This window comes from Alloalcanivorax balearicus MACL04 (genome assembly GCF_025532145.1).
Lineage (GTDB): Bacteria > Pseudomonadota > Gammaproteobacteria > Pseudomonadales > Alcanivoracaceae > Alloalcanivorax > Alloalcanivorax balearicus.
In genome coordinates, this window is record NZ_ARXS01000001.1 from 366268 (window position 1) to 392157 (window position 25890).

Below are 25890 nucleotides of genomic sequence, written 5' to 3' on the forward strand. Positions count from 1 at the left end.
TCCGTCAGATAGGAGCCCTTGAACAGGCTCCGGGAAGTGTCAGATTAGGGGGGGGGGTGCGCACCGCGTCTTGAATAAAAGCGACATCGTGATCGGGCAAAATGGCGGCGGCGGGGGTCACGCCCATCACCCGTTTCAGGGTACGGGTCATATGGCTCTGGTCGGCGAAGCCGGCGTCCTGGGCCAGCGCCGCCAGGGGCGGTACGCCTTCTTGAGTCAGGGTTCGGATCAGCCATTGGCAGCGGCGGATGGTCAGAAAGGTCATCGGGCTGATACCCAGGCGCTGCTGAAATTGCCTTTGTAGTTGGCGCTTGCTCACTCCGAAGGCATGGCAAACAGGGGCGATACCGCTTTTCCAGGGCGCGTGGAGCAGCCAACGATCCAGGGCGTCGGTCTCCACCGGGTAATGCGCCAGCCAGTCCAGCAGCCGCTGATCAAGGATCCGACCTGGATGCGGATGGGTAAAAACTTGGGAGTCCAATGTCGCGATCAGCCCGCGATGGTCTGGCAAAGGGAGGGCGCTGTCGCGCAGTTCCGCCGCCGGTAGCGGCAGAAAATGACGGTGCTGTCCCGGATGGAAACGAATGCCGAGATAGTGATGGCCGGCCTGTACGCGGGCGGTTCCCGGGGCGGTGGTGGAACCGTAGGCGGTGACGGTGAGGTCATGACTGGCGGCCAGGACCAGATCCACACAGCCATCGGGCAGGATGCGGTGGTCACCGGCGCTACTGTTCCGGCTAAGCCAGTAATGGCTGATGTAACGCCGCAACCGGGGATGCGGTGCGAACGGCATCAACAGGTCCACCGTCGGAGCCTCCCATTAAGAGACGATTCAGCCCCATATTACCCGGCTGATCCGGGCCGTCATACACCGGATCAGCCGAGGGGCTCAGGAATCCGGGGGCCGCACCCGGGCGGCGCCAATGCCTCGTGGATCACTGGCGGCGGTGACCTCGCCGGTACGCTTATTCCAGTAAATCGCCTGCATGTTGCCGTAGCGGCGGCCGGTGGATTTCAGGGTATGGCCGCGTAGCTCGAGCCCGCGGGCCTCCGCGGTGCCCAGGAAGTCCGGTTCCACTTCCACTTCGTCCGGCAGGTATTGATGGTGAAAACGAACCCGTGAAACCCAGTCTTCCACCGGTTTACCATCCACCGCCTCCAGCACGCCGAGCAGGACCATGGAGATAATGCGGCTGCCGCCAGGGGTGCCGAGAATGGCGACGCCGTCCTTCATTTCCACGAAGGTCGGCGTCATTGAGGACAGGGGGCGCTTGCCGGGGGCGATGGCGTTGGCCTTACTGCCGACCAGGCCATAGGCGTTGGGGCTGCCCGGTTTGGCGGAAAAATCGTCCATCTCATTGTTGAGCAGGACACCGGTGCCGGGGGGCACGAAAGCACTGCCGAAGGGCAGATTTATGCTGAGCGTGGCGGCGACCCGGTTGCCTTCGCCATCGAGCACGGACAGGTGGGTGGTATGGAAGCCCTCCTCCACCGTCACCGGATCACCGAGGCTGGCGCTGGGTGTGGCCTTGTCCAGCTCGATGCCGGCGGCCCGCGCCTTGGCGTAGGACTTACTCACCAATTTATCCACAGGCATATCCACAAAGTCCGGGTCACCCATGTAGCGGGCGCGATCCTGGTAACCGCGCCGCATGGCTTCCACCGCAAGGTGTGGAAGTAAGTCCTCACTAATCTCGCCGCCATTGAAATTACTGAGAATGTTGAGCGTCTCCATCATCACCAGCCCGCCGGAGGAAGGCGGCGGCGCGGAAACGATGCGGGCTCCCCGGTACTCGCCGGTGATGGGTGTCCGCTCTTTTACCCGATAGTTTTCCAAGTCTTCCAGGGTCCAGATACCCCCGGCTTCGCGAACCCCTGAAACCATCTTCCTGGCCAGCGGGCCACGGTAAAAACCGTTGAAGCCCTGGTCGGCGATGGCTTGCAAAACCTTGGCCAGATCCGGCTGGCGGATCGTCGTGCCGGCCTCGGGAATCTTGCCGTCGCGCAGAAAGATGGAGGCCGCTTCCGGGTAGCGATTGAGCACGTCCACGCGGTAGCCAGCCAGGGTCCGGTAATGGTCTTCCACCGGGAAGCCATCGCGGGCCAGACGGATCGCCGGTGCCAGGGTCCGGGCCAGCGGCAGACGTCCGTAGCGCTCGCTCAGGTGGACGAAGGCCGCGGCCTGGCCGGGGATGCCGGCGGCCAGGGGGCCATTGATGGCGCGGTCGCGCACGACTTCGCCCTGGTCATCCTGAAACAGCGTTTCGGTGGCTGCGGCGGGCGCGGTTTCCCGGGCGTCCACCATGGTTTCATAGCCATCCTTCTGGCGATGGAGCAACCAGAAACCGCCACCGCCCATGCCGGCGGAGTAAGGTTCCACCACCGCCAGGGCGGCGGCTACCGCGATGGCGGCGTCGAAGGCGTTACCCCCCTTATCCAGCACCTCAAAGCCGGCCTCGGTGGCGAGGGGGTGGGCACTGGCGATGGCCGCTTTATCGGGAGCGCCGGCCACGGCGGCGGTGCCGCACAGCAAGGTGAAACCGGCAAACAGGGACAGCAGCAAGGCACGCGGTGTCATAAGGAGGCTCCTGATTCAATCCGTACCGGTGGGCTCTTCTCTTCACCAAGCATCTTCACCAACGAGCAGGCCGGCGGTGTTACTCGCCGGCCAGTTCTTTCTTGCGGCGCTCCAGCGCGATGGCCACGTTGTCCGGCACGAACTCTCTGACATCGCCATCCAGCAGCGCGATTTCCCGAACCAGGGAGCTGGAAATAAAGGACAAATGCTCGGCCGGGGTGAGGAACACGGTCTCCAGTTCCGGCGCCAGCTTGCGATTCATGTTGGCGAGCTGGAATTCGTATTCGAAGTCACTGACCGCTCGCAGGCCCCGCAGCAGGATGTTGGCTTCCTGGTCCTGGCAGAAGTGCGCCAGCAGCTGGGAAAACCCGACCACACGGACGTTACCGCGTTCCTGAACGCATTCTTCCACCAACCCGACGCGCTCTTCCAGCGTAAACAGGGGGCGTTTCTTTTCACTGGCGGCCACCGCCACGATCACTTCATCGAACATGTCGGCGGCCCGTTCGATAAGGTCTTTATGGCCGTTGGTAATGGGATCGAAGGTGCCCGGGTAAACAACGCGATTGGTCATGTTCGGCTCGCTTTGTCCTTGAAATGGGGCGCCAAGCATAACGCGATCCATGCGCGCACGCACATTACCGGGAACCTTGCCGTTTTTCCGATGTCCGGCCGTGACTTTCCAGATAGTGACGGGCGCTGGCCCGAAGCACTTGCGGCATTGGCGGGAGGCGCACGCCGGTGCGTTCCAGGAAGGGCGTGGTGGCACTCAGATCGAACCGCTCCGGCTGGATGAAATGGAGCGCTTCCGGTTCGGTGTTGGCGAATCGAGCCAGGGCGGGCAACCGCAGCAAGTGAGCGAGCAGCGGAATGGGAAAATGGAGCCCGGGGGCACGGCATCCCAGGGTTTCGGCGATCAGGCTCAGCATGGGTTTCAGGTTCGGCGTGCCCGGGTCCAGTCCGAGGATTCGCCGTGGCGGCGCCGGAACCCGAATGGCGTGGTCGATGATTGCGGCCAGGGTATCCACCGGGATCAACGGCAGCCAATGTCCGGGGCCGCCGGGGATCATCGCCAGCCGTCCCCGGGCCAGATTGTCGATCAGCGTGTGCAGGGGTTGCGCCGGATCCAGATCACCATTGAGACTGTGGCCCGCCACCGTGGCGGGTTGTACCTCCACCCAGTCCTCGTTTCGCAGCCGCCAACGCACGGTGATCGCCGCTTCCATTTTGCTGGCTTCATAAGCCCCGGCACGACGATACACCCGTTGCCAGTCGATGGCCGCCGGATCCTCTCCGTCAATTCCCAGGCGTTTCAGGTGGCGCTGGTTTTCCAGCATGAAGCCGCTGATGAAGACCAGCCGGCAATGCTGATGCCGCGCCAGTCGCGCCACCGCCAGACTGCCGGAAACGTTGGTCCGGCGTGCGGCTTCCGCTGGTAACCGCCAACCGAAGCGGGCGCCCAGATGCACCACCGCGTCCAGTGGCGGCGGGCTGCCGGTAAGGCCGAGATCGGGGGCATCCAGATCTCCGGGCAGAGCATCGAGGTAGTGGCTGTTTCCTCCGAGCCGGTCCACGGTGGCGCGGAGCTTGGCAAGGGCTTGCGGGTGGCGCATCAGCGCCAGAACGGGCTGCTCCCGGGCGGTGAGCCGGGCGCACAGGTGACGGCCGATAAAGCCGGTGGCGCCGGTGATCAGTAGCGTCATGACGGTTCTCCCTGATGAGTGGCCCGCCACTGTAAAGTGTAGAGTATGCTCTAAGGTCAATATCAGTCGGAGAGAAAGGTGCGCATCGCGGAACTGGAACAAAGAACCGGAGTGAGTCGCCACACGCTGCGTTATTACGAGAAACAGGGGCTGCTGCGGGAAGTGGACCGCCGTGGTAACAATTACCGTGATTACCCGGAACCGGCGGTGGAGCGGGTAGCCATGGTGAGGCAACTGAAAGGGCTGGGGTTCTCCCTCAGGGAAATCCGCGAGGTGCTGGACGCGCTACGTGACGATCGTATTGATTGTGCCCGGGGGGCGGCGTTGATGGCGGAAAAACGGGAAGCGGTGGAGCGGCGCATGGCGGAGCTGTCCGAGGTGCGTGATCTGCTGGCGCGGGAGCAGCGAAAGCTGGAGGAAAGTGCCGCGCGATCACGCGGCACCTGAGCGCGTTTGTGGTTGGCTCCTTCAGGCGCTGAGCTTTTCCGCCAGGGCGGTGGCGTTGCGCGCGCTGATTGCATAGATGCTTAATTGCGGATTGACCCCGAGACTGGTGGGAAACACCGAGCCATCAATGACGTAGAGATTGTCCAGATATTTGTAGCTGCCGTCGTGGTTTACCAGACAGTGTTTTTCGTCGTCGCCCATGGCGCACCCGCCCATCACATGAGCACTGCCCAGCGAGGTAATAAAAGGCGCGTATTCCAGGGTTTCGATGCCTTGCCGGGCCTCATCCCAGTTGCGGTAGTACGGAGCATGGGAGTGACCGGGCCGCACCGCCTTGGCACCGGCGGCGAACTGCATTTCCACCTGGGTCAGATGGGATCGTTTCACCGCTTCCAGCAGATACCCATTCACCGGGTAGTCCAGAACGGGCTCGCCGTTGTCACGTAATTCCACCGAGCCGCCTTCGCTATTGTCATGGAAGCCGTCGCGGACCAGCGCGATGGAGGCCGCCAGATGCGGCAAACCGGTGATCTGCTGCCGTGCCTGTTCGCCGATGCCACCGATGAGCGCGCTGGCCAGCCCCGGATGCAGCGGCATCATCTCCAGCTTGTAGCCGCCGGGGCCGTCCACGCCGTATTTGAAGATGAACTCGTCGGAATACAAGGACTGGGGCGCGCCATAGTAGGGGGCCACTTCCTCTTGGTACCGACCAAAAGTGAAACTGGTGGGGTGCAGGAAGGTGCGCTTTCCTATCCGTTTTTCCGGATCCGGGGCGTCCGAGCGCAACAACAACGCCGGGCTCTGAATGCCGCCTCCGGAAACCACCACGGCCCGCGCCTTCAGGGTCAGGGTGGCGCCGGTGGGCTCCTTGGCTTGATTCAAAGGCCGCGCTTCTACCCCCACAACTTTATCGCCTTCCATCAGCAGTCGCTCGGCGCGGGTGCTGTAGAGCAAGGTGGCGCCTTTCTTCATTGCCGCCGGCAGTGTGGTGACCAGCATGGATTGCTTGGCGTCGGTGGGACAGCCCATGCCGCAATAGCCAATATTCCAGCAGCCGCTGACGTTGCGTGGAATGATGCCCCAGTGCCACCCCAGTTTCTCGCACCCTTTCTTGATCACGGCATTGTTGGCGTTTGGTGGCATGGCCCATTTGCTGATGTTAAGGCGCTGCTCCATTCGGTCGAACCAGGGGTTGAGCGCTTCCCGGTCCAGGTCGCTGACGCCGAAACGGTCACGCCAGTAATCCAGGGTCTGGCGTGGTGTGCGGAAACTGCTGGTCCAGTTGACCACGGTGGTGCCGCCCACGGTGCGGCCTTGCAGGATGGTCATGCCGGCGTCCTTGGTGGCGCGCATTGCCCCCTCTTGATAGAGGTCGTGGTAGGCCTTGCCCTCATCAAGAATGAAATCGTCGGAGCTGCGCAATTGGCCGGCTTCCAGCAAAATGACCTTGAGGCCATGCTGAGTGAGCACTTCCGCGCTGACACCGCCACCGGCTCCGGTGCCGACAATGATCACATCGGCTTCCAGGGTGCGGTTTTCCGTGATGGTCTGGCCATCCAAGGCATGCCAGCCTTCGGCGATACCGGTTTTCCAGAGATCCTTGATGCCGCTGATCGGCAAGGCGGATAAATCCTGCATGGCGATACCCTTACGCTTTTTGTTTTCAGGTGGGCTGGCGGTGGTTCAACTGATGATCTTGTTCGGCGGGCCGGGATAACCGGTGGTGCGGGCGGCATCCGGCTTCACGTACCAGGCCATGTGGAACGGTTGGGTGAGGCCTCGGAACGCGGCCCTTGGCAGCTCGCTTTCGCTGCGTGACCAGTGATCCAGGGTCGCGCTGAGCTGTTCTTCGGTTTGCTCGGCGAAATGTTTCCAGGTGCCGGTGAGGTACCAACGCCCCGGGGCCAGTTGCAGCAGATCGAGCAACTCGAACACCGCGCCACGGGTGCCGGGCATACCGCCGTCGAGAAGGTCATCGAAAGCCATCAGCGCCTGGTCGGCGGTGGCGTCCGCCGCGGCCAGGGCCGGTGCCAGCAGCACCCGGGCCAGCGGTCTGAGCAAGGTGACGTCCTGGGAGCGCAGGTGGCGGTAACCATGGGCCGGACCGTCGTTGCGGCTGCAGCCGGTCAACAGGGCCAGACTTGATCCCGCCGTCAGCATGACACTGGCGCCGGCGCTGAGTTTGAGAAAGTCGCGACGATCCATTCCCGGTTTCCATCCTGATTGTGTTGTTGTGCTTGTTATCACGACCGGACGGGCGTCACCGAAAAGTCACGCCCGCCGGGCCGGCTATTTGAGCAGATACTTATAGATGAAACGGTGCATGCCCCGGCCGTAGGGTGGCAGGATATGTTTGGTGCCGTTGAACTTGCCCTTGCGGTAGACCCCTTTGGCCTTGGAGAAGGTCAGGAAGCCTTCGTGGCCGTGGTAATGGCCCATCCCCGAGGGACCGACACCGCCGAACGGCATGTCATCCACGCCCACGTGACTGACGGTATCGTTGAGACAGACGCCGCCAGCGTGGGTATTGCGCAGCACGTATTGCGCGTTGCCGCTGTTCCAGTCGAAGTAATACAACGCCAGCGGGCGGGGCCGGTCATTGACGTAATCCAGGGCCTGATCGAGCCCCTTATAGGGCATCACCAGCATCAAGGGGCCGAAGATTTCGTCTTGGGCGATTTTCATGTCGTCGGTGACATTCAGCACCAGAGTGTGTGGCAGCTTGCGGCTGTCGCCGAGATCCTCATTGGCGGGGTTGATGCTGACGATGCGGGCACCTTTTTCTTCTGCGTCGCGCAGGTATCCCTGCAGGCGTTGGTACTGGCGGTCGTTGATGATGCTGGTGTAGTCCGGGTTTTCCGCCATGGTCGGATACAGCTTGCCGATCTGCGCGCGCCACTGTTCGACGAATTCCTCCACCCGCTGTTCGGGGCAAAGAATATAATCCGGCGCCACACAGGTCTGACCGCTGTTCAGACATTTACCAAAGGCGATACGCTCCACCGCTTCGTTCATCGGGAAATCCTCACCGATGATGCAGGGGCTCTTGCCACCCAGTTCCAACGTCACCGGTGTCAGATTTTCCGCCGCGGCGCGCAGGATATGGCGGCCCACGGAAGTGGAACCGGTGAACAGCAGATGATCGAACGGCAGCGCCGAGAACGCCGCCGCCACATCCACTTCGCCGTTGACCACCGCCACCTGATCTTCCGGAAAAGTATCCGCGATCAGACGTTGCAGCAGAGCCCCGGTGGCCGGGGTGGATTCGCTCATCTTGATCATCACCCGGTTGCCCGCCGCCAGCGCCGCCAGTAGCGGACCGATGGCCAGGTACACCGGATAGTTCCAGGGCACGATCACACCGACCACGCCCACCGGCTGATATTCCACCCAGGCCTTGCCCGGCCATTGCGGCGCACCGACCTTGCGGCGGCTGGGTTTCATCCATTTGGCGACTTTCTTGGCGTGGTATTTGATGCCTTCGACGCTGGTGAGCAGCTCCGCCAGCTTGGTTTCATCGGCGGCGCGGTTGCCGAAATCCTGACGCAGCGCTTCGATGATCTCGTCCTGGTGATCCAGCAGCATGGGTTTGAGGCGCAGGATGGCCTCCCGGCGTTCCTCCACGGAAGGGTAAGGCTGACGGCGGAAAGCGGCCCGCTGGGCTTCGAACAAGGTGTTCATGCGCGTGATCTGCGCCTGATCGGTTTTGAGCTCCTTGATTTCGGCGACCATAATGCGCCTCCTGGATTGTTATTGGACTGATTGGGATTTTTAGAGTAATTACTCTAGAGGTCAACCCCCTGTTTCCCCTTTGATTGGATTGGCCCCGTATGACTGGCACCAAAACGCGCATTCTGGACACCGCCCTGGACCTGTTTAATCGCCACGGCGAGCGCAATGTCACCACCAACCACATCGCTGAAGCCCTCGGGATCAGTCCCGGCAACCTGTATTATCACTTCCGCAACAAGACGGCGATCGTGGCGGCGCTGTTCCAACGCTACCGGCAACAAATCTGGGAATGGTTGCCGCCGCCCAAGGGGGCGTTGACCTGGCAGGACAAGATGCACTACCTGCAGGGGATTCTGGAGTCGATGTGGCAGGGCCGGTTTCTGCATCGGGATTTGCCGCATTTTCTCCACCAGGATCCGGAGTTGCGCGCCGAATACACACAGTTCGTGCAAGATGGTATGGAGCGCGGGTTGCAGATTTATCAGGGATTGCGCGCCAGTGGTCTGATCGAGGCCAGCGATGAGGACCTGCGTGCCCTGATGGTGAATACCTGGGTACTGGCGATGTCATGGCCGGGCCTGACCCACGGTCTCAATCCCGCCGCCGCTGAAAACGAGACCCTGGATCGGGCCCTGTTGCGTCAGGGCATCTATCAGATCGTGTGCCTGGAGGCGCCCTATCTGCGGGGGGAGGCTCTGAATCATCTGGATGCCATGAAGGCGGAATTCCGGGTTGGCGACACCACGGTGAACCTGTTGTTCACGGCATCCGGCTCCCATGTCGGGGAGGCGTCGAACGGCTGAGCTTGGCAGATCGCGGGGTAATGGCTATCGTTATGCGAGATAAAAATCACGTATAACGAGAAAATGTGCCGTCACGGAGTCCCATGAGCTCAGTCCGAACCACCACCGCCAAGAAGGCCAAGCCCGTCACCAGCACCACTCTGGCCAAGGCGTCGTTGTTGTTGCGCACGGTCGCGCGCACTTTCCCCACTGGAGGGACTCTGTCACGGATTGCCCGCGAGGTGGGGATGAATACCGCCACCGCGCACCGGTTGCTGACCGCTCTTGCCCACGAAGGATTGCTGACCTTTGACCCCTATGTGAAGACCTATCACGTGGGATTCGAACTGCTCGATATCGCCGAATCCGCCCAGGCGGTGGCACCGGATCTGCAGCTGCGGCAGCGGCTGAGGCCGATGCTCAAAAACATCTCCCGGCGCACCGAGGAATCCACCTACCTGTCGATCCGTTCCAATCGGGATTCGGTGTGCATTGATCTCTCCGAAGGCACTTATCCGATCAGCGCCAATACCCTGATGGTCGGTGCCCGCCGGCCGCTGGGGATCGGGGCCGGCTCCTGTTCGCTGCTGGCCTCCCTGCCGGTGGAGGAAGGTGACCGCATGCTGCTGCTCAATCAGGACCGCTATGAGCGCTATTCGGGCATCACCTTGTCGGAGGTGCGCCAATGGCTGCTGGAATACCGGCGTGACGGCTTTGCTTTCAACAATGGCCGCATCATTCCGGAAGTGGCGGCCCTGGGGATGGCGTTCCGGGTGCCCGGCTCCGGCCAGGACGTGGCGGTCAGTGTGGCGTCGGTGGTGTCCCGGATGAACGAAGAGCGCCGGAGCATGGTGATCGACGTGATCCGGGATGAAATCTCCCGCCTGCAAGGATGACGCTGAGGGCATTATTAAACAAATAAGTGCGTAACGATCGACGCATTTATGATCGCCTTTTTCTATTTTTCTTGAAATACGAGAATTTTTTATTTGGATTTGGGAAAATTTATTGACTCCAACCAGAGTGACCGACTAGTTTTCGCAAAGGGCCGATGCCGGGATCCTCTCCGGCATGAGGATGGCCTCCCTGAGCCGGGCGGGATGCCCCTGAATCGTCACGAACGATTTTGACGCCGTCCACGACGGCGGTAAAAAAACAATCCTCGGAGATACTTATGACTTCATCGACTCGCCTGCGTCGATTTTTCGCCTCTATCATGATCAGCGGCGGTCTGGTCCTTACCGCTGGCGCCAGCGCCGCGGAACTGCCCAAATCCATGACCTGGTCTTCCTATGATGTGGGTTCCGCCGGCTACGCCGAAGCGTCCGCCATTGCCGATGCGTTCGGCAAGAAGTTCGGCACCCGTATCCGTATCCAGCCTTCCGGCTCCTCCATTGGTCGTCTGCAACCGGTGCTGAGCAAGCGTGCCGATATCGGTTTCCTGGCCACGGAAACGTTTTTCGCCAGTGAAGGGATCTATGATTTCTCCACTCGCCGCTGGGGACCACAGGATCTTCGCGTGGTGGCCGGCCGTCCTTCCTCGTTCGGTATCTTCACTGCCGCGGACGCCGACATTCATACGCTTCAGGATCTCAAGGGCAAGCGCTTCGCCTACGTGGCGGGCAACCCGTCCATCAACGTCAAATGCGATGCCTTCCTGGCATTTGCCGGCCTGACCCGGGATGACGTCGACGCGAAGATGTTCCCCACCTACGCCAACGCCATGAGTTCCCTGGCGCGCAACGAAGCCGACGCTTCCTGTACCACCACCACGCCCAGCCACGTTTACGAGCTGGAGCAGTCCCCTCGTGGTATCCGTTGGTTGGAAGTACCCGCCGATGACGCGGAAGGTTGGAAGCGCCTGCGCGCGGTAGCACCGTTCTTCCAGCCGTACACGGAAACCGTGGGCGCCGGCATCAGCGAGGAAAACCCGGTGGACATCCTGGCCTACCGTTATCCGGTGCTGGTGGTTCGTTCCGATACCGACGCGGATCTGGTCTACGCCTTCACCAAGGCGCTGGATGAAACCTATGACCTGTACAAGGACGCCACCTCGGTGATGCCGCGCTGGGATCTGAAACAGGCTGGTGTGCCGGCGGCGGACGCGCCCTTCCATGAAGGCGCCATCCGTTACCTGAAAGAAAAAGGCATCTGGACCGACGAGGCCCAGGCCTGGAACGACGCCCGCATCAAACGCCTGAATGCATTGCGTGACGCCTGGCAGAAAGCCGTGGCCGAAGGCGATGGCAAGAGCGACGAAGAGTTCGCCGCGATCTGGGATCGTATCCGTACTCAGGCACTTAATTCCCTCTGATCCTTCTGAAAGCCGGGGCGGAAAGGGAGCCCGCCCCGGGTTCCATCATGCTATTTCCGGAGTCCCTCCATGACGACGTCTGCGGATGCTTCCCAAGAGCACAGCCAGGAGGCCGGCGCTCCTTCCTCCCGTTTGCGCGGGCCGGCCTATTGGCTGGTCATGACCCTGGGTACCCTGGGTCTGTTGATGGCCATCAATCAAACCTTTGATCTGGCGCTACTCGGCTTCAAGCCGTTGGGTAATGCTTACCTGTACTACCTGATCGGCCTGTTCCTGGCGGCGGCTTTCATTACCTTCCCGGCCTGGTCCGGTGCCCGTGAGCGGGTGTCCTGGTACGACTGGATCCTGGCGCTGGCGGCGTTGGTGTCCTGCGGCTATCTGGGGCACCACGGCCTGGTCATGATTCAGCAGGGCTGGGATTTCATGGCGCCCACCGAGGCCACCGTATTCTCCGGCATCCTGCTGGTACTGGTGCTGGAAGGCGTGCGTCGCTGCGGCGGCTGGCCGCTGTTGGCGGTGGCTTTGCTGTTTGGCAGCTTCCCCCTCTACGCGGACCACATGCCCGGTTTTCTCTGGGGTAACCAGTACGGTTTCGCCGAAACCATCCGCTCCCATGTGATCGGTGTGGAAAGCATCATCGGTATTCCGATGCAGGTGGTGGCGCAACTGGTGATCGGCTTTGTCGTGTTCGGCGCGGCACTCACCGCCACCGGCGGCGGGGAATTCTTCATGCGCTTCGCCACTGCCCTGATGGGCCGCAGCCGGGGTGGTCCGGCCAAGGTGGCGGTGCTGTCCAGCGGCATCCTCGGCAGTCTGTCCGGCAGCGTGATTTCCAACATTCTCACCACCGGCCCGATCACCATCCCGACCATGAAGAAAACCGGCTACCCGGCTCACTATGCCGGCGCCGTGGAGGCCTGCGCTTCCACAGGCGGTACCCTGATGCCGCCGATCATGGGCGCGGTGGCGTTCATCATGGCGTCGTTCCTCGGTGTCCCCTATTCCGAGATCATGATCGCCGCTTTCCTGCCGGCCCTGTTGTTCTATCTGGCATTGATTTTCCAGGTGGATAACTACGCCGCCAGACGCGGCCTCAAAGGCATGCCGGAGTCCGAGATTCCGGACCTCAAGGAAACACTCAAGGACGGCTGGCCATACCTGTTCAGTCTGGTGGCCTTGATCTACATGCTGCTGGTGATGCGTCTGGAGGCCTACGCGCCTTACTATGCCGCGCTGGTACTGATCGGTATTTCCATGTTCAAGCGCAATCACCGCATGAACTGGACCCGGGCGAAAACCATGATCCAGGATCTGACGCTGAGCGTCTCCAATCTGGTGGCGATTTTGGCCGGTATCGGCCTGGTGGTCGGCGGGCTTTCCTACACTGGCGTGGCGGGCGCTTTCTCCCGCGAACTGCTGCTGTACGCTGACGGCAGTGTGCCTTTGATGCTGGCGGCGGGCGCTGTTACCAGCTTCATCCTGGGCATGGGAATGACCGTCAGTGCCTGCTATATCTTCCTGTCCATCCTGCTGGCGCCGGCGCTGGTCAATGCCGGCCTCAATCCACTGGCCAGCCATTTGTTCATTCTGTACTGGGGCATGATGTCCTATGTCACCCCGCCGGTGGCCCTGGCCGCCATCACCGCGGCGGGCGTGGCCGATGCCAATGCCACCAAAACCGGCATATACGCCATGCGGCTGGGAGCGATTCTGTTCGTCCTGCCGTTCCTGTTCGTGCTCAACCCGTCCCTCATTCTACAGGGCGAGTGGAGCAAGATTCTGTTGTCCACGGTGACCGCGATCACCGCCATCTGGCTGTTGGCTTCCGCCATGGAAGGGTATCTCTACCGTGTCGGGGTGCTGACGATGGTGCAGCGGATCGTACTGATCGTGGCGGGCGCTTTGCTGATTTACCCGGAACCCATCAGCGATGTGGTCGGGTTTGGTTTGCTGGCGCTGGTGTACTTCAGCCGTCGATTGTTCAAACCGGTGGCCGCGGTGTCCTCGCGTGAATCGTAAAGGTGAAAGATCGTGATTAATAAAGTTTGGGATTCCTTCGAGTCGGCGGTGTCCGACGTCAAGGATGGTGACTCGGTGATGATCGGCGGCTTCGGCAGTTCCGGTTTTCCCCTGCAACTGATCGAGGCCCTGCGTCAGCATGGCGCCCGGGATCTGACCGTGATCTCCAATAACGCCGGGGTGGGTGATGAGGGCATCGCCTCCCTGCTGAAAGATCGTCTGGTGCGCAAGATCGTCTGTTCGTTTCCGCGCTCCGCCGGTTCAGTGTGGTTTGAACGTCTCTATGAAGAAGGCGCCATCGAGCTGGAACTGGTACCCCAGGGCACTCTGGCGGAACGGATCCGCGCCGCCGGCGCCGGCATCGGCGGGTTCTATACGCCTACCGGTTATGGCACCCGGCTGGCCGAAGGCAAGGAAACCAAGGTGATCGACGGCCGCGGCTATGTACTGGAAACCGCCCTGCCCGCCGACGTGGCCCTGATCAAGGCGCAACGGGCGGATGCCTGGGGCAACCTGATTTACAATACCGCCGGCCGTAACTTCAATCCGCCGATGGCCACCGCCGCCACCTTGACCGTGGCGGAAGTGGAACGGGTGGAAGCAGTGGGCGATCTCGACCCGGAATGCATCGTCACCCCGGGTATCTTCGTGGATCGGGTAGTGGCACAGAAGGAGTGGCGGAATGATGCGGCTTAAACCGGCGGAAATCGCCGAGCGGGTGGCCCAGGATATTCCCGATGGCGCCTATGTGAATCTGGGCATTGGCATGCCCACCATGGTGGCGAACTACGTCAGTGACGACCGGCAGGTGATCTACCAGAGCGAGAACGGCATCCTCGGTGTCGGCCCGGCTCCGGCTCCGGGCGAGGAAGACCCGGATTTGATCAACGCCGGCAAGCAGTTCGTCACTCTGCTGCCCGGTGGCGCCTATTTCGACAACGCGGAATCCTTCGCCATGATGCGTGGCGGTCATTTGGATCTGGCGGTGCTGGGTGCGTTCCAGGTGTCGGAAAAAGGCGACCTGGCCAATTGGGCCACCAATAACGACACCTACCCACCGGCGGTGGGCGGCGCCATGGATCTGGCGGTGGGCGCCAAGCAGGTGTTCGTGATCATGAGCCACACCACCAAGAGCGGTGAACCGAAGATCCTGGAAAGCTGTAACTATCCGTTGACCGGCGCCGCCGTGGTGAAACGCATCTACACCGATCTGGCGGTGCTGGACGTGACTGACGACGGGCTGCGGGTACGTCAATTGCACGGTGATAACACCTTCGACGAGGTGCAGGCGCTGACCGGCGCGACGCTGTTGCCGGCGCAGAACTGACGTGTCGACGGCGGCACGGCTTCGCTGGCGGTCGGGGCTGACCTACGCGGCCCTGGTCGCCGGTCTGTTGCCGGCCTGGCCGGTTGTGAATCTGGCGGGGGTCGCCGCCGCGCTGGTGGCGGTGACCCTGGCTTGGGGTGAGCTGCGAATGGTGGCGCGAGGCCTGCTGACGCTGGTGTTGCTGTCATTGCTGGCCGCTCTGTTGGTGGCTCCGCAATCCGTGGTGTTGGCCGCCACCGCCATGATTCGTCTGACCGCCCTGATCGTCACCATGATGTTGCTGGCGGCGGTGCTGGGCCGTTCGCCGGATCTGAAGCGGATTTCCGCCGGATTGTTCAGCGGCCGGCCGCTGCCCCGTTATTACAGCGTGACTTTCGGCACCGCCTTCCTCTCCGTGCCGCTCAACTTCGGCTCGGTGGGCCTGATCGGTTCAATGGTCAACGAGCAGGTGCAGGGCCACGGCGACTCGGCCATGGCGCGCAATGCCGCCCGTGGCGTGCTGCGTGGCTACGGCGCCTCGCCGATGTTTTCCCCGCTGTCCATTTCCGTGGTCACCACCCTGACCTATCTTGTGGGTCTGCATTCCTGGGAGTTGCTGGCGATCAGTGTGCCGCTGGCGATGATCTATCTGGCCAGCGGCGCCTTGTTCCGGGAGGCGGAAAAACCGGTCGGCGGCGACGACCGCAAGGACAGTATGCTGATGCCCTGGCTGCGCTTCGGCGCGGTGGTCACCGCGATCTGGATGGTGACGCTGCTGTTCAACGGTCTGCTGGATTTGCGTTACTCGAAAGCGGTCACTCTGAGCTGTCTGATCGCGGTCATCCTGCTGATGGTGCGCGAGCGCTGGCGCGGTGAGCGAGTGTCGCTGCCGACCATGGCGCCGCTGGCCAACGAGGTGGTGATCATGGGCGGCTCATCGTTTCTGGGCGCGCTGATCAGTCTGCTGGTGCTGCATTCCCTGGGCGAGGCGTTCTCGCTACCGGACTGGGGCTATCCGCTGGTGGCCTTTGTGGTGCCGTTTCTGTTCTTCGGTGGCGGCCAACTGGGACTCAATCCGATCATCATGGGCACTTTGGCCGGCGGCGTGATGGGGCCGGTATGGCCGCCGGAAGCGTACGTCGGTCTGGGGCTGGCGATCGTCAGTGGCTGGGCCCAGTGCGCCACGGGGACGCCCTATTCCGCCAATTCGCTATTGATGGAACGGCTTACCGGCTACGACGCCCGGGTCGCCGCGTTCCGCTGGAACCTGGGGTTGTCCGCCTGCTGGCTGGTCTTGAGCGGCGGGCTGGCCGCTTTGCTTACCGTGGTGCTGATGCCGTGAATTCATGTCGCCACCCGGCGCCGAACGACAAGGCTACTGTGGGAGCTTGCCTGCAAGCGAATTGGGGTCGCGTTTCCCAGGAATTCGCTTGCAGGCAAGCTCCCACAGCGGCTTCGTAGCGTCTCTCTTCGCCGTTGATACCGGTCAGCCGGCAGCGGTGGAAACGCTTTGATGATTCGATGAAAACGCGCGGACGAAAACCTCGGCCCGCTCCTCCAGCCAGTAATGAGGACGCCGGATCGAACCCTGAACAAACCCCACATGGCCACCGTGTTCGGCCACTTCCAGCGTCACCGTATCACTGAGATCCTGCTGCCGGGGCAGGCTGGCCTCGGTCATGAAGGGGTCGTCCCGGGCCTGCAGCAGCCAGGTGGGAGTATCAATGGCGCCGAGGCGCGTCCCGGCGGAGCATTGAGCGTAGTAGTCGGCGGCATCGCGAAAGCCGTACAAAGGCGCGACGATCCGCCCGTCAAAGTCCCAGAAAGAGCGGATGCCGGTGCGGTCGAGGCCGGCCAGGATCGCCGCTTGTTCGGGGTTCACCTTGTGCAGATGTCGTTCCTGGGCATCCAGGGTAGCGAGCAGGGCTTTGATCAGATGATTGCGATAGATGCGCGACAGACCCTGATCCATGTGGTCGGCACTGTTCGCCAGTTGCAACGGCGCGCAGATCGCCAGGGCGCCGGCCAGCTTGCCGGAATCCGCCAGGGCCAGCCAGTTGAGCAGGCGTGAGGCCCCCAGGGAAACGCCGAGCGCCAGTACCGGTGCCCCCTTGGCGTGTTCATGGACGTGTTCGAGCACCGCGTTGAGATCATCGATCTCCCCGGCGTGGTAAGACCTGGCGGTGTCATTGGGAACCAGGGCGCCACGGCCATTGGCCGCCACGGAAGGCAGGCCCAGGGCGAGCAGACGTCGTTGGATACCGATGATGTAATGCGAATCACTGGAACCGGACAGGCCGTGCTGGAGTAACAATACCGGCAGCTGTCCGTCCGGTGCCGGCCCGCACCAGTCCAGCAGCAGATGATCGCCGTCCGCCAGCGGCAGAACCTCCCGCCGCCGCGCTGGCGCTCTGGTGCGCCGCAACAGCGGCCCCCACAGGGTTTGCAGGTGGGGAGAACGGGCCCACCAGGGGGCCCGAAAAGCGGCGGAAGTCATGCTCAGGGCTGGGTTCTGTCGATCGTCTTCAGTACTTTTTGCAGACCGGCGACGGTGCCGCCGACATCGCTCAGATTGGACGGCAGCAGCAGTGTGGTGGACTCCTTCGCCAGTTTCTCGAAGGCGCTCACGTACTGTTCGGCGATGCGCAGGCTGACGGCTTCCTCGCCACCGTCTTCCTTCACCGCCGTGGCCACCTCACGCAAACCCGTGGCGGTGGCCTGGGCGATCAGTTCGATCTGCCGGGCGCGACCTTCCGCCTCGTTGATCTGCTTCATCTTTTCACCTTCGGAGATGTTGATCATCTCCTGCTTCTCACCCTCGGAGCGGTTGATCGCCGCCTGGCGGTCACCCTCGGAACGGTTGATCGCGGCCTGACGATCCCCTTCGGACTCCGCCACCACCGCACGGCGTTCCCGCTCGGCGCGGACCTGTTTCTCCATGGCGTCCTTGATCGAGGCGGGCAAATTGATATCCGCCACCTCGTAACGCAGAACCTTCACGCCCCAGGGCTGGGCCGCTTCGTCCACCGCCTGGACCACTTCCATATTGATTTCGGAGCGTTCCTCGAAGGTCTTGTCCAGGTCGATCTTACCGATCACCGAACGCAGCGTGGTTTGCGCCAGCTGCTGGGCGGCCATAACGTAGTCGTCCACGCCGTAACTGGCGGATTTGGGATCGACCACCTGCAGGTACATGACACCGTCGATGGAGACTTCGATATTGTCCTTGGTGATACAGCTCTGGCGCGGCACATCGCGCACGATTTCCTTCAGGGAATGCTTGTAGGTCACCTTGTCGATGAACGGCATCAGGATGTGCAGGCCGGCTTCCAGGGAAGTGCGATACTTGCCGAGCCGTTCCACCACGAACACGCTTCGTTGCGGAACGATACGGATGGTCATCCCCAGCAGCACGATGACGCCAAGGGCGATCAGTGCGGAAATAATCAATCCTTGCATAATAAAATCCTTACGGTTGCTTGTCGGTTGAAGTGCTGGACCAGGGTTCGACCGTGAGCCAAAGTCCATCATGTTTGGTGATGCGGACCATATCCCCGGTCTTCAAGATCACCGGCGATTGTGCCTGCCAGCGGGCGCCGCGGTATCGTACCGTGCCGATACCGTCAACGAAATCCTGCTCCACGGTGGCGCGGGAGCCGATCAGGCCAGCGCTGTCCTCGGTGGATTTGGACGGGGCCTCGCGCCCGAACAGCCAGGCGCGCAGATAACGCCGCGCCCCCACCAGTAATAGCAGGCTGATGATGGCGAAGGTGGTGATCTCCCAGGTCAGGTCATTGAGAACACCGAAAAACACCAGAATGCCGACGATCACCGCCGCCAGACCGAGAAAGATGGTCAGCAGCCCGGAGACCAGAAACTCCGCGATGATCAGAATCAACCCGAGAATGATCCAGTAACTGTATTCCGGCATAGGTTTCAATCCCTTGTAATCGGTGTGCTTTTGGCGGCGAAATGACGCCCCTGACAAGTGCCCTATGGTAGCCTAGGCGCACCGCAAAAACCGCCCTCGTTTTAACGGATCCGCCGATGCCCTCAATGCGCCGATTCTTCGATGACCAGGAGTTTCACCTCGACCGGCCTTGCCAGCTGGGCGCCAGCGCCAGCCAGCATATCGCCCGGGTGTTGCGCATGAGCGAGGGGGAGGAAGTCGTGCTGTTCAACGGCCGGGGAGGTGAATGGCGCGCTCGCCTCGCCTCGGTGGACAAGAAAACCGTGGAGGTGCTGCCCCTGGCCCACGATCCGGTGGAACGCACGCCGCCGCTGGCGGTGACCCTGGGGTTGCCGATGATCAAAGGCGAGCGCATGGACTACGCTATCCAGAAAGCCACCGAGCTGGGCGTTGCCCGTATCCAGATTCTGGATACCGCCCGTTGCGAAGTCCGCCTGAAAGGCGACCGTCAGGACAAAAAGCGTGAGCATTGGCGGCAGGTGGCGATCAGCGCCTGCGAGCAGTGCGGCCTTAATCGGCCGCCCGAGATTCTCACCGCGATGCCCTTGAGGAACTGGCTGGCCGGACCGCTGCCCGGGCTTAAACTGATTGCTCATCCGGGCAGTGAGCCTTTTTCCCGCCACCGCCTGACCGCACAGAGCGAGCTGACCTTGCTCACCGGCCCGGAAGGTGGGTTCGACGACGACGAACTCGACAGCGCTTTCGAAGCCGGCTTTTCCGCCTTTGCCCTCGGCAACCGGGTTCTACGCGCGGAAACCGCGCCGGTGGCGCTGTTGGCCGCCTTGTGGGCCTGGTTATCCTGACAACCCCTGCTCCCCTCGCTCGAAGTTAGTGCGACGCCCCTCCCATTTTTGTGCGCTCTTCCATAGGTGGTGTACCTCCTGATCGGTGTGTCCGTACTTTGCAGTACGTGAGCACCCACTATTTCCGCATTCTCGCGGGTATTTCCGTGAACCTTGGAAAATCTGGCACGGCTCTTGATTCCTGGACAGGCAACGCGACAGGAATTTGCCCGGGTCCGGTTACAGGTCCCGGGCCCGTTTATTCAGGGATATGTGTTGAACCGTAAAGAGGGAAATGGGGACGTTTCCATGATCAAAACCAGATTGTTCGCGGTTACCGCCTTATCGCTTGCCGTACTTGCCGGCTGTGGCGGCTCCTCCAGCGGTGATTCCGCTCCGCCGGTAGTGGAGCCGGTACCGTTTTCCTATGTTGAAGCCACGGTAAGCAGTCTGCACACCTCGTTGGAGACTGGCGGTGTTACCTGTGAAGAAGTCATCCAGGGCTATATCGATCGTATCCATGCCTATGACGACGACGGTACCGAAACCGAGTTGCGCAGTGTCGTCAACATCAACCCGGATGCGTTGTTCGAAGCCCGGGAAAAAGATCTGAACTTCGAGGTAACCGGCATCGATGGCCCGCTCTATTGTGTGCCGGTGCTGCCGAAGGACAACTTCAACACCAAACAGATGCCGACCACGGGTGGCGCGATTGCGTTCCAGTACAATCGGCCGCTGGAGGACGCCTACACCATTCGCCGCCTGCGCGAAGCCGGTGCCATCGTTATTGGCAAGGCCAACATGGATGAATTCGCCTTCGGCTTCACTGGCGCCAGCTCCCTGCGTGGTCTGGTGAAGAACGCCTACGACCAGAGCAAAGGCGCGGGTGGTTCGTCCAGCGGTACCGGCACCGCCATTGCCGCCAGTCTGGCCATGGTGGGCACCGGCAGCGACACCGGCGGTTCCATCCGGGTGCCTTCCAGCCTGGGCGGCCTGGTGGGGATCCGGCCTTCGCTGAAACTGGTGAGCCAGGACGGCATCATGCCGCTGGCGTCCTGGCAGGATACCGGCGGCCCCATGTGCCGTACCGTGGAAGACTGTGCGCTGATGATGGATGCCATGGTCGGTTTCGATGACTCCCCCCATGCCAACCAGCGCACCAGCTTCGAAATCGATGCCCCGGCGATGATCAGCGAGGACGAGTACAATACGATTACCGGAGTGCCGGACACTTACACGGATTACCTGGAAGCCGACGGCCTCAATGGTGCTCGTATCGGCGTGGTACGCGAGCTGTTCGGCAGCAATGAAACCGTCAACGCGGTAATGGACGACGCGCTGGCCGCCATGGAAGCCGCCGGCGCCACGGTGGAAGACGTTACCGTCGATGATTTGAGTGCCATCCTTGGCGACTACTCTTCCATGTCCAGCTATGAGTTCCAGCATGACCTGGTCGCTTACCTGAACAGCTGGGTCAACGTCATGGACGGTCACATCCAGACCTACCAGGGGCTTCTGGACAGCGGCGGTTATCTGCCCAACTACCAAAGCAGCCTGGAATATCGCGGGACCATTGATCTGGACAACCTCACCCCGGAACAGCAGGAGGTGTATAGCAAAAACACGGTGGAACGCCCCGTGTTCGTGCGTGAGCGCCTGATGCGGGCGCTGGATAACGTGGATGACGCCGGCAACAGCCTGGGCCAACCTTACGATGTGTTGCTGTACCCGACCATGACCGGTCTGGCCGGTGATCTCGGGGGCAGCCCCAGCGCTGGCAGCAACAACCGGTTGAGCCCGTTCTCCCAGTTCCCGGCGCTGACGCTGCCCGCCGGCATGGCCACCAATCTGGATCCGGCACAACCCATTGGCATGGAGATGCTGGGGCGGGAATACGCCGAGCCGACCCTGATAAAAATCGCCTACGGCTACCAGGAACAGGTACATCCCCGCCAGCCACCGACCTTCACGCCGGAACTTTGAATCTGCCTTTTTTCCCGGCTTTTCCGGGGCAAGGGCACCTTCGGGTGCCCTTTTTTATGGTTCATCGCGGTTTAGAGGGAAACGGCCTTACCCTCCATCAGGGACAGCAGACCCGTGCCCCGATGGAGACGCTCATTCCCGTCATTCCGCGATGAACCCTTTTTATGCTCCTTCGTGGTTACCGGTGATTATCTCTTGTCATACAATATATAAAAATATAAATTAAATAAGATGAAAGTGAGAGAGGCCATGAACCATTCTATTGCCGATCTGAATATGGATCAGCTGCGTGACAATGCCGCCGCGGCGGGACGCCTGTTGAAGGCGCTGGCCAATCCGGACCGGTTGTTGCTGCTTTGCCAGCTTTGCCAGGGTGAGCGCAATGTGGGTGAGCTGGAAGGTGCCGTGGGGGTGCCGCAGCCCACTCTGTCCCAACAGCTCGGCGTGTTACGGCGGGAGGGGTTGGTGGCGACCCGGCGTGAGGGCAAACAGATTTACTACCGCATTGCCAGCGACGAAGCGCTGGCGGTGATCGAAACCTTGTATCGATTGTTCTGCGAGGAGGCTCGTCGATGAATGTTGAGTGGAGCCTGTTCACGCCCTGGAGCGCTCTGGCCGGAGGTGTGCTGATCGGTCTGGCCGCGTCTTTGCTGATTCTGGCCAATGGCCGCATTGCCGGTATCAGTGGGTTGCTCGGTGGGCTGCTGGACGGATTGTTTGGCGGGTCGGAGCAGTCCGACAAGGAAGGGCGTGGTGAAGCGGCGCTGTTTTTACTCGGGTTGCTGGCCGCGCCGCTGCTCTGGGGCATGTTCGCGGCGGTACCGGAAAGCCATTTCAGCGGCTCGCCGGCGATGTTGATCGTGGCGGGGCTGCTGGTGGGCCTGGGAACCCGCTACGGCTCCGGTTGTACCAGCGGTCATGGTGTCTGCGGCCTGTCCAGGTTGTCACCGCGTTCTCTGGTGGCCACGTTGTGCTTCATGGGGGCAGGTTTCGTCACCGTCTATGTGGTCCGTCATCTGTTGGGAGTCGCGGTATGAACAAGCTGACGGCGTTACTCGCGGGCCTGCTGTTCGGTGTCGGGTTGATTCTGTCCGGTATGACCGATCCGGCCAAGGTGCTGGGCTTTCTTGACCTGACCGGTGCCTGGGATCCTTCCCTGGCGCTGGTGATGGTAGGCGCCATCGCCGCGGCCATGGTGCCGATGGCTCTGGCCCGCCGCCGCTCCCGGGCCTGGTTGGGCGGTGCCATGCGGTTGCCCACGCGGCGCGACCTTGACCGCCGTCTGGTGGGCGGCAGTCTGCTGTTTGGCGTCGGTTGGGGACTGGCGGGTATTTGTCCCGGTCCGGCCCTGACGCTGCTGCCTCTGGGTTATTGGCAGGGCGTCGTGTTCGTGGTGGCGATGGTCGCCGGCATGTTGCTGTTCCGTGTTCTGCAATCACGAGGTGGTGACTGACGCCTCCGTCGGTGCCAGCCACGCCACCAGACAGGCCACGGCCGCCAGACCCAGACCAAGCCCGACCACGCCGTTCCACTGGTAATGCTGGTAGACCCAGGCGGAGGCCAGAGAGCCTCCGGCGCCGCCAAGAAAGTACACGAACATGTAGCCGGAATTGAGACGATTGCGGGCCGACTCGTCCAGCGCGTAGATCACGTTCATGTTGCTGATGTGCACCGCCTGGATCGCCAGATCCAATATCACGATGCCGATGATCAGCGCGATCAGGCTCACTTCACTGAAGCCCATCACCACCCAGGACAACGCCAGCATCAACACGCCGCCCAGGGTGGTCCAGCGGGCGTAGCCCCGGTCGGCCAGGCTGCCCGCCTTGCGTGCCGACAAGGCGCCCACCGCCCCGGCCAGCCCGAACAGGCCGATGGTGGCGTCGGAGAAGTGCCAGGGTTCGGAGGAAAGCAAAAACGCCGCCGAGGTCCAGAACACGCTGAACATGGCGAAGGTCAGGAAGCCCAGGGCGGAACGGGCCCGATACAGGCGATAACGGGCGAACAACTGGCCAATGGACAGTAGTAAACGGCCATAGGAGAGCCCCGCCGATTGCCGGTGGGTGGGCAGCAGCCGCCACAGCGCCAGTGCATTAAGGAACATCAGCGCCGAGGCCACCCAGTAGACGGTGCGCCAATCGCCCAGGGTGGACAAGGCGCCGGCCACGGTGCGGGCCAGCAGAATCCCCAGCAACAAACCGCTCATCACCGTGCCCACCACTTTGCCGCGTACCGCCGGCGCCGCGAGAGTGGCGGCGAAAGGCACCAGCACCTGGGCCACCACGGTGAAAGCGCCGGTGATGGCGGTGCCCACCAACAGCATGGTCAGGGTGGAGGCGTTGGCGCTGATCAGCAAACCGCCGGCGGACAGGACAATCATGGTGACGATCAGCCGTCGCCGCTCGAACATATCGCCAAGAGGCACCAGCAGCAGCAATCCGGCCGCGTAGCCCGCCTGGGCGGCGGTGACGATGATGCCGGCGCGGGAATAGGACAGCGACAACTCATCGGCGATGGTGTGCAGCAGCGGCTGGGCATAGTAGTTGCTGGCCACCGCCAACCCGGTGGTGAGGGTCATCAGCATGAGCAGCATGGGATTGAGCCCGGGTGCCGTATCGTGCTGGCGGTCTGTGTTCATGGCCTCTCCTCGCGGATCTCCCTGGCGGGCTGGGTGTCGGTAATCGACTGAGCGGCGCAGTGTCGGCCAATCGCCGCCATGTGACAAATGCATTAATATCATCCCAGCTATCTATAAAAGAGATGGATCAGGGGCTGGGCCATGAAGCTGCGTCAGATCGAGTATGTGCTGGCGGTGGCGGAGGAAGGCAGTTTCACCGCCGCCGCCCGCCGCTGTCATATTGTGCAATCGGCACTGAGTCATCAGGTGGCGCAGCTCGAACAGCAGTTGGGGACGATCCTGTTTGAACGTAACTCCCGTTCCTTGCGGCTTACTCCCGCCGGCGAGGCGTTCGTCGAGAGCGGTCGGCGGGCTTTGGATGCGGTACGCCGTATCGGAGACGAAGTGGCCGCGCGCAGCGGTGAAGTCCGGGGCCGGCTTTCTCTGGGGACCATCTCCACGCTGACCGAGCCGGACGTGATCGGGCTGATGGCCCGGTTTCATCGCCGCTACCCCCATGTGGACATCGAGATGAGCATGGATGGCAGCGAGCGGATGATCGACCGCATGCACGAACACAGCCTGGATCTGGCCTTTGTCGGTCTCTGGCCCGGGGTAGTGATTGAACGGCTGGAAAGCGCTGACTTGTGTGAAGAAGAGTTGGTGGCGTTGTTGCCCAGAGAGCACCCGCTGACCCGGTGCCGGCGGGTCCGTCTGGAGCAGTTGACCGAATGGCCGATGGCGGACTTTGGCGAGGGAACCGGGGCCCGCCAGCAGTCGGAGGAAGCGTTCGCCGCCGCCGGCCTGCGTTATGCGGTCCGGTTCGAGGTGAGCACCATTTCACTGTTGGTGGATATCGTCCGCCGCGGCCTGGCGATCGGCCTGATTCCCGCCAGTCTTGCCCCCCGCCTGGCCGGTGTGTGCACACGGCCGGTGCGGGAAGCGCCGCGCCGGGTGGTGCGGGCGGTGTGGCATCCCAATCCGACACCGGCGACGCGGGCTTTTCTGGCGCTGCTTGATCTCTAGCCGCCCTTGGCCTGTTTCTCCATCATGTCGGCCTGAATGATCTCGATCCAGTAACCGTCGGGGTCACGAATGAAGCCGAGACCTTTCATTTTGCCCTCGTCCGGCTTCTTGACGAAGTCCACACCCAGTTTCTCGAAGCGTTCGCAGGCGGCATAGACGTCCGGCACGGTGACGCCGATATGGCCGAAGCCGCGCGGGTCCTCGTTGCCGCTGTGGTAGCTGAAATCCGCCTCTTTTTCCGTGCCCCAGTTATGAGTCAGCTCCAGCATCGCTTCGCGGCCAAAGGTGTAGGTCAGCCGCGCGGCGGCGTCCTCGGGCACGCGATTTTCTTCGTCCGGTGCAAGATAGCCCAGGAAGTAGAGGCTGAACTGCATTTCCGGGAAGTCCAGTTTGCGCACCAGACGCATACCCAGAACACGGGAGTAGAAGTCCAGGCTGCGTTCGGGATCCTTGATCCGCAGCATGGTCTGATTGAACAGGTAATGGTTGGTTTCCGCGTCCGGCTGCTCGCACAGGCCGGGAGCGGATTCAAAGTGGCGGGGCATAATGTGCTCTCCAATAAAACGGCTCCCCAGCACATGGGGTTGAGCGCCGCTTTTACAACTCCTCACGGACAAAATTGGCCGAATCG

At 62.0% G+C, this 25890-nt stretch carries 26 protein-coding genes; 14 read left to right on the forward strand and 12 right to left on the reverse strand.

The features are described from left to right. Positions 1-4: 4 nt before the first annotated feature. From MA04_RS01660 to MA04_RS01675, 4 genes are all read right to left on the reverse strand, one after another. Positions 5-805: an AraC family transcriptional regulator gene (locus MA04_RS01660; RefSeq protein WP_262459236.1), complete on the reverse strand. Its 801-nt coding sequence runs from the start codon at positions 803-805 to the stop codon at positions 5-7. Between the two features lie 84 nt (positions 806-889). Continuing rightward, positions 890-2578 (reverse strand): gamma-glutamyltransferase, encoded by a 1689-nt coding sequence (gene ggt / locus MA04_RS01665; protein WP_262459237.1) that lies wholly within the window; start codon positions 2576-2578, stop codon positions 890-892. A 79-nt stretch (positions 2579-2657) separates the two neighbouring features. Beyond that, positions 2658-3152 (reverse strand): pantetheine-phosphate adenylyltransferase, encoded by a 495-nt coding sequence (coaD, locus tag MA04_RS01670; protein WP_262459238.1) that lies wholly within the window; start codon positions 3150-3152, stop codon positions 2658-2660. Positions 3153-3216: 64 nt separating this feature from the next. After that, positions 3217-4281 (reverse strand): SDR family oxidoreductase, encoded by a 1065-nt coding sequence (locus tag MA04_RS01675; RefSeq protein ID WP_262459239.1) that lies wholly within the window; start codon positions 4279-4281, stop codon positions 3217-3219. A 78-nt stretch (positions 4282-4359) separates the two neighbouring features. On the opposite strand from MA04_RS01675, the gene MA04_RS01680 reads away from it, so the two are divergent. After that, entirely contained in the window at positions 4360-4728 is a 369-nt protein-coding gene (locus tag MA04_RS01680; protein ID WP_022997429.1) for a MerR family transcriptional regulator, read from the forward strand. 21 nt (positions 4729-4749) lie between these two features. Here the strand turns inward: MA04_RS01680 and MA04_RS01685 are convergent, their stop codons facing one another. The 3 genes from MA04_RS01685 to MA04_RS01695 all read right to left on the reverse strand — a co-directional run bounded on the left by MA04_RS01685 (position 4750) and on the right by MA04_RS01695 (position 8460). Beyond that, positions 4750-6366, reverse strand: coding sequence for a GMC family oxidoreductase (locus MA04_RS01685; RefSeq protein WP_262459240.1), 1617 nt, complete (start codon positions 6364-6366; stop codon positions 4750-4752). Positions 6367-6411: 45 nt separating this feature from the next. Next, positions 6412-6933 carry a twin-arginine translocation signal domain-containing protein gene (locus MA04_RS01690; protein WP_262459241.1) on the reverse strand — a complete coding sequence of 174 codons (522 nt, stop codon included), beginning with the start codon at positions 6931-6933 and terminating at the stop codon, positions 6412-6414. A gap of 84 nt (positions 6934-7017) precedes the next feature. Next, positions 7018-8460 carry a coniferyl aldehyde dehydrogenase gene (locus tag MA04_RS01695; RefSeq protein WP_163124769.1) on the reverse strand — a complete coding sequence of 481 codons (1443 nt, stop codon included), beginning with the start codon at positions 8458-8460 and terminating at the stop codon, positions 7018-7020. A gap of 98 nt (positions 8461-8558) precedes the next feature. Between MA04_RS01695 and MA04_RS01700 the strand changes: the two genes are divergently transcribed. The 7 genes from MA04_RS01700 to MA04_RS01730 all read left to right on the forward strand — a co-directional run bounded on the left by MA04_RS01700 (position 8559) and on the right by MA04_RS01730 (position 16223). Next, positions 8559-9263, forward strand: coding sequence for a TetR/AcrR family transcriptional regulator (locus MA04_RS01700; RefSeq protein WP_262459242.1), 705 nt, complete (start codon positions 8559-8561; stop codon positions 9261-9263). Between the two features lie 83 nt (positions 9264-9346). Then, positions 9347-10138, forward strand: coding sequence for an IclR family transcriptional regulator (locus tag MA04_RS01705; RefSeq protein WP_262459243.1), 792 nt, complete (start codon positions 9347-9349; stop codon positions 10136-10138). Between the two features lie 278 nt (positions 10139-10416). Next, the gene (locus tag MA04_RS01710; protein ID WP_163124760.1) at positions 10417-11556 is read left to right on the forward strand and encodes a TAXI family TRAP transporter solute-binding subunit; all 1140 of its coding nucleotides are present in this window, start codon (positions 10417-10419) and stop codon (positions 11554-11556) included. Positions 11557-11625: 69 nt separating this feature from the next. Continuing rightward, positions 11626-13575 carry a TRAP transporter permease gene (locus MA04_RS01715; protein WP_262459244.1) on the forward strand — a complete coding sequence of 650 codons (1950 nt, stop codon included), beginning with the start codon at positions 11626-11628 and terminating at the stop codon, positions 13573-13575. 12 nt (positions 13576-13587) lie between these two features. Next, positions 13588-14271, forward strand: coding sequence for a 3-oxoacid CoA-transferase subunit A (locus tag MA04_RS01720; RefSeq protein WP_262459245.1), 684 nt, complete (start codon positions 13588-13590; stop codon positions 14269-14271). Continuing rightward, the gene (locus tag MA04_RS01725; protein WP_163124754.1) at positions 14258-14902 is read left to right on the forward strand and encodes a 3-oxoacid CoA-transferase subunit B; all 645 of its coding nucleotides are present in this window, start codon (positions 14258-14260) and stop codon (positions 14900-14902) included. Before MA04_RS01720 ends, MA04_RS01725 begins: the two co-directional genes overlap by 14 nt. Position 14903: 1 nt before the next feature. Next, on the forward strand, positions 14904-16223 hold the full coding sequence (locus tag MA04_RS01730) for a hypothetical protein (RefSeq protein ID WP_163124751.1): 1320 nt from the start codon (positions 14904-14906) through the stop codon (positions 16221-16223). A gap of 144 nt (positions 16224-16367) precedes the next feature. Here MA04_RS01730 and MA04_RS01735 read toward each other — a convergent pair whose 3' ends face one another. Genes MA04_RS01735 through MA04_RS01745 form a run of 3 tightly spaced genes read right to left on the reverse strand, consistent with a single transcriptional unit; the run spans position 16368 to position 18812 of the window. After that, positions 16368-17378: a YheT family hydrolase gene (locus tag MA04_RS01735; RefSeq protein ID WP_262459246.1), complete on the reverse strand. Its 1011-nt coding sequence runs from the start codon at positions 17376-17378 to the stop codon at positions 16368-16370. A 2-nt stretch (positions 17379-17380) separates the two neighbouring features. Beyond that, on the reverse strand, positions 17381-18340 hold the full coding sequence (locus tag MA04_RS01740; protein WP_163124745.1) for an SPFH domain-containing protein: 960 nt from the start codon (positions 18338-18340) through the stop codon (positions 17381-17383). Positions 18341-18350: 10 nt separating this feature from the next. Next, positions 18351-18812 carry an NfeD family protein gene (locus tag MA04_RS01745; RefSeq protein WP_262459247.1) on the reverse strand — a complete coding sequence of 154 codons (462 nt, stop codon included), beginning with the start codon at positions 18810-18812 and terminating at the stop codon, positions 18351-18353. 116 nt (positions 18813-18928) lie between these two features. Between MA04_RS01745 and MA04_RS01750 the strand changes: the two genes are divergently transcribed. The 5 genes from MA04_RS01750 to MA04_RS01770 all read left to right on the forward strand — a co-directional run bounded on the left by MA04_RS01750 (position 18929) and on the right by MA04_RS01770 (position 23069). Continuing rightward, positions 18929-19654 carry a 16S rRNA (uracil(1498)-N(3))-methyltransferase gene (locus MA04_RS01750; protein ID WP_262459248.1) on the forward strand — a complete coding sequence of 242 codons (726 nt, stop codon included), beginning with the start codon at positions 18929-18931 and terminating at the stop codon, positions 19652-19654. A 288-nt stretch (positions 19655-19942) separates the two neighbouring features. Continuing rightward, positions 19943-21616, forward strand: a complete 1674-nt coding sequence (locus MA04_RS01755; protein WP_262459249.1) for an amidase — start codon at positions 19943-19945, stop codon at positions 21614-21616. A gap of 249 nt (positions 21617-21865) precedes the next feature. Further along, the gene (locus tag MA04_RS01760; RefSeq protein WP_163124732.1) at positions 21866-22192 is read left to right on the forward strand and encodes an ArsR/SmtB family transcription factor; all 327 of its coding nucleotides are present in this window, start codon (positions 21866-21868) and stop codon (positions 22190-22192) included. Next, positions 22189-22653 (forward strand): YeeE/YedE family protein, encoded by a 465-nt coding sequence (locus MA04_RS01765; RefSeq protein ID WP_262459250.1) that lies wholly within the window; start codon positions 22189-22191, stop codon positions 22651-22653. The genes MA04_RS01760 and MA04_RS01765 overlap by 4 nt, the downstream gene beginning before the upstream one ends. Next, a complete protein-coding gene (locus MA04_RS01770) occupies positions 22650-23069 on the forward strand; it encodes a DUF6691 family protein (RefSeq protein ID WP_163124726.1) in 420 nt (139 codons plus the stop codon). The genes MA04_RS01765 and MA04_RS01770 overlap by 4 nt, the downstream gene beginning before the upstream one ends. Here the strand turns inward: MA04_RS01770 and MA04_RS01775 are convergent. After that, on the reverse strand, positions 23052-24254 hold the full coding sequence (locus tag MA04_RS01775; protein ID WP_262459251.1) for an MFS transporter: 1203 nt from the start codon (positions 24252-24254) through the stop codon (positions 23052-23054). The genes MA04_RS01770 and MA04_RS01775 overlap by 18 nt on opposite strands. Before the next feature lie 141 nt (positions 24255-24395). Here MA04_RS01775 and MA04_RS01780 point away from each other — a divergent pair, with 141 nt between their 5' ends. Beyond that, positions 24396-25259, forward strand: a complete 864-nt coding sequence (locus MA04_RS01780; protein WP_262459252.1) for a LysR family transcriptional regulator — start codon at positions 24396-24398, stop codon at positions 25257-25259. Here MA04_RS01780 and gloA read toward each other — a convergent pair. Then, complete coding sequence (gene gloA, locus MA04_RS01785; RefSeq protein WP_262459253.1) at positions 25256-25804, reverse strand: lactoylglutathione lyase; 549 nt, start codon at positions 25802-25804, stop codon at positions 25256-25258. The two genes, MA04_RS01780 and gloA, sit on opposite strands and share 4 nt — an antisense overlap. Positions 25805-25890: the final 86 nt, after the last annotated feature.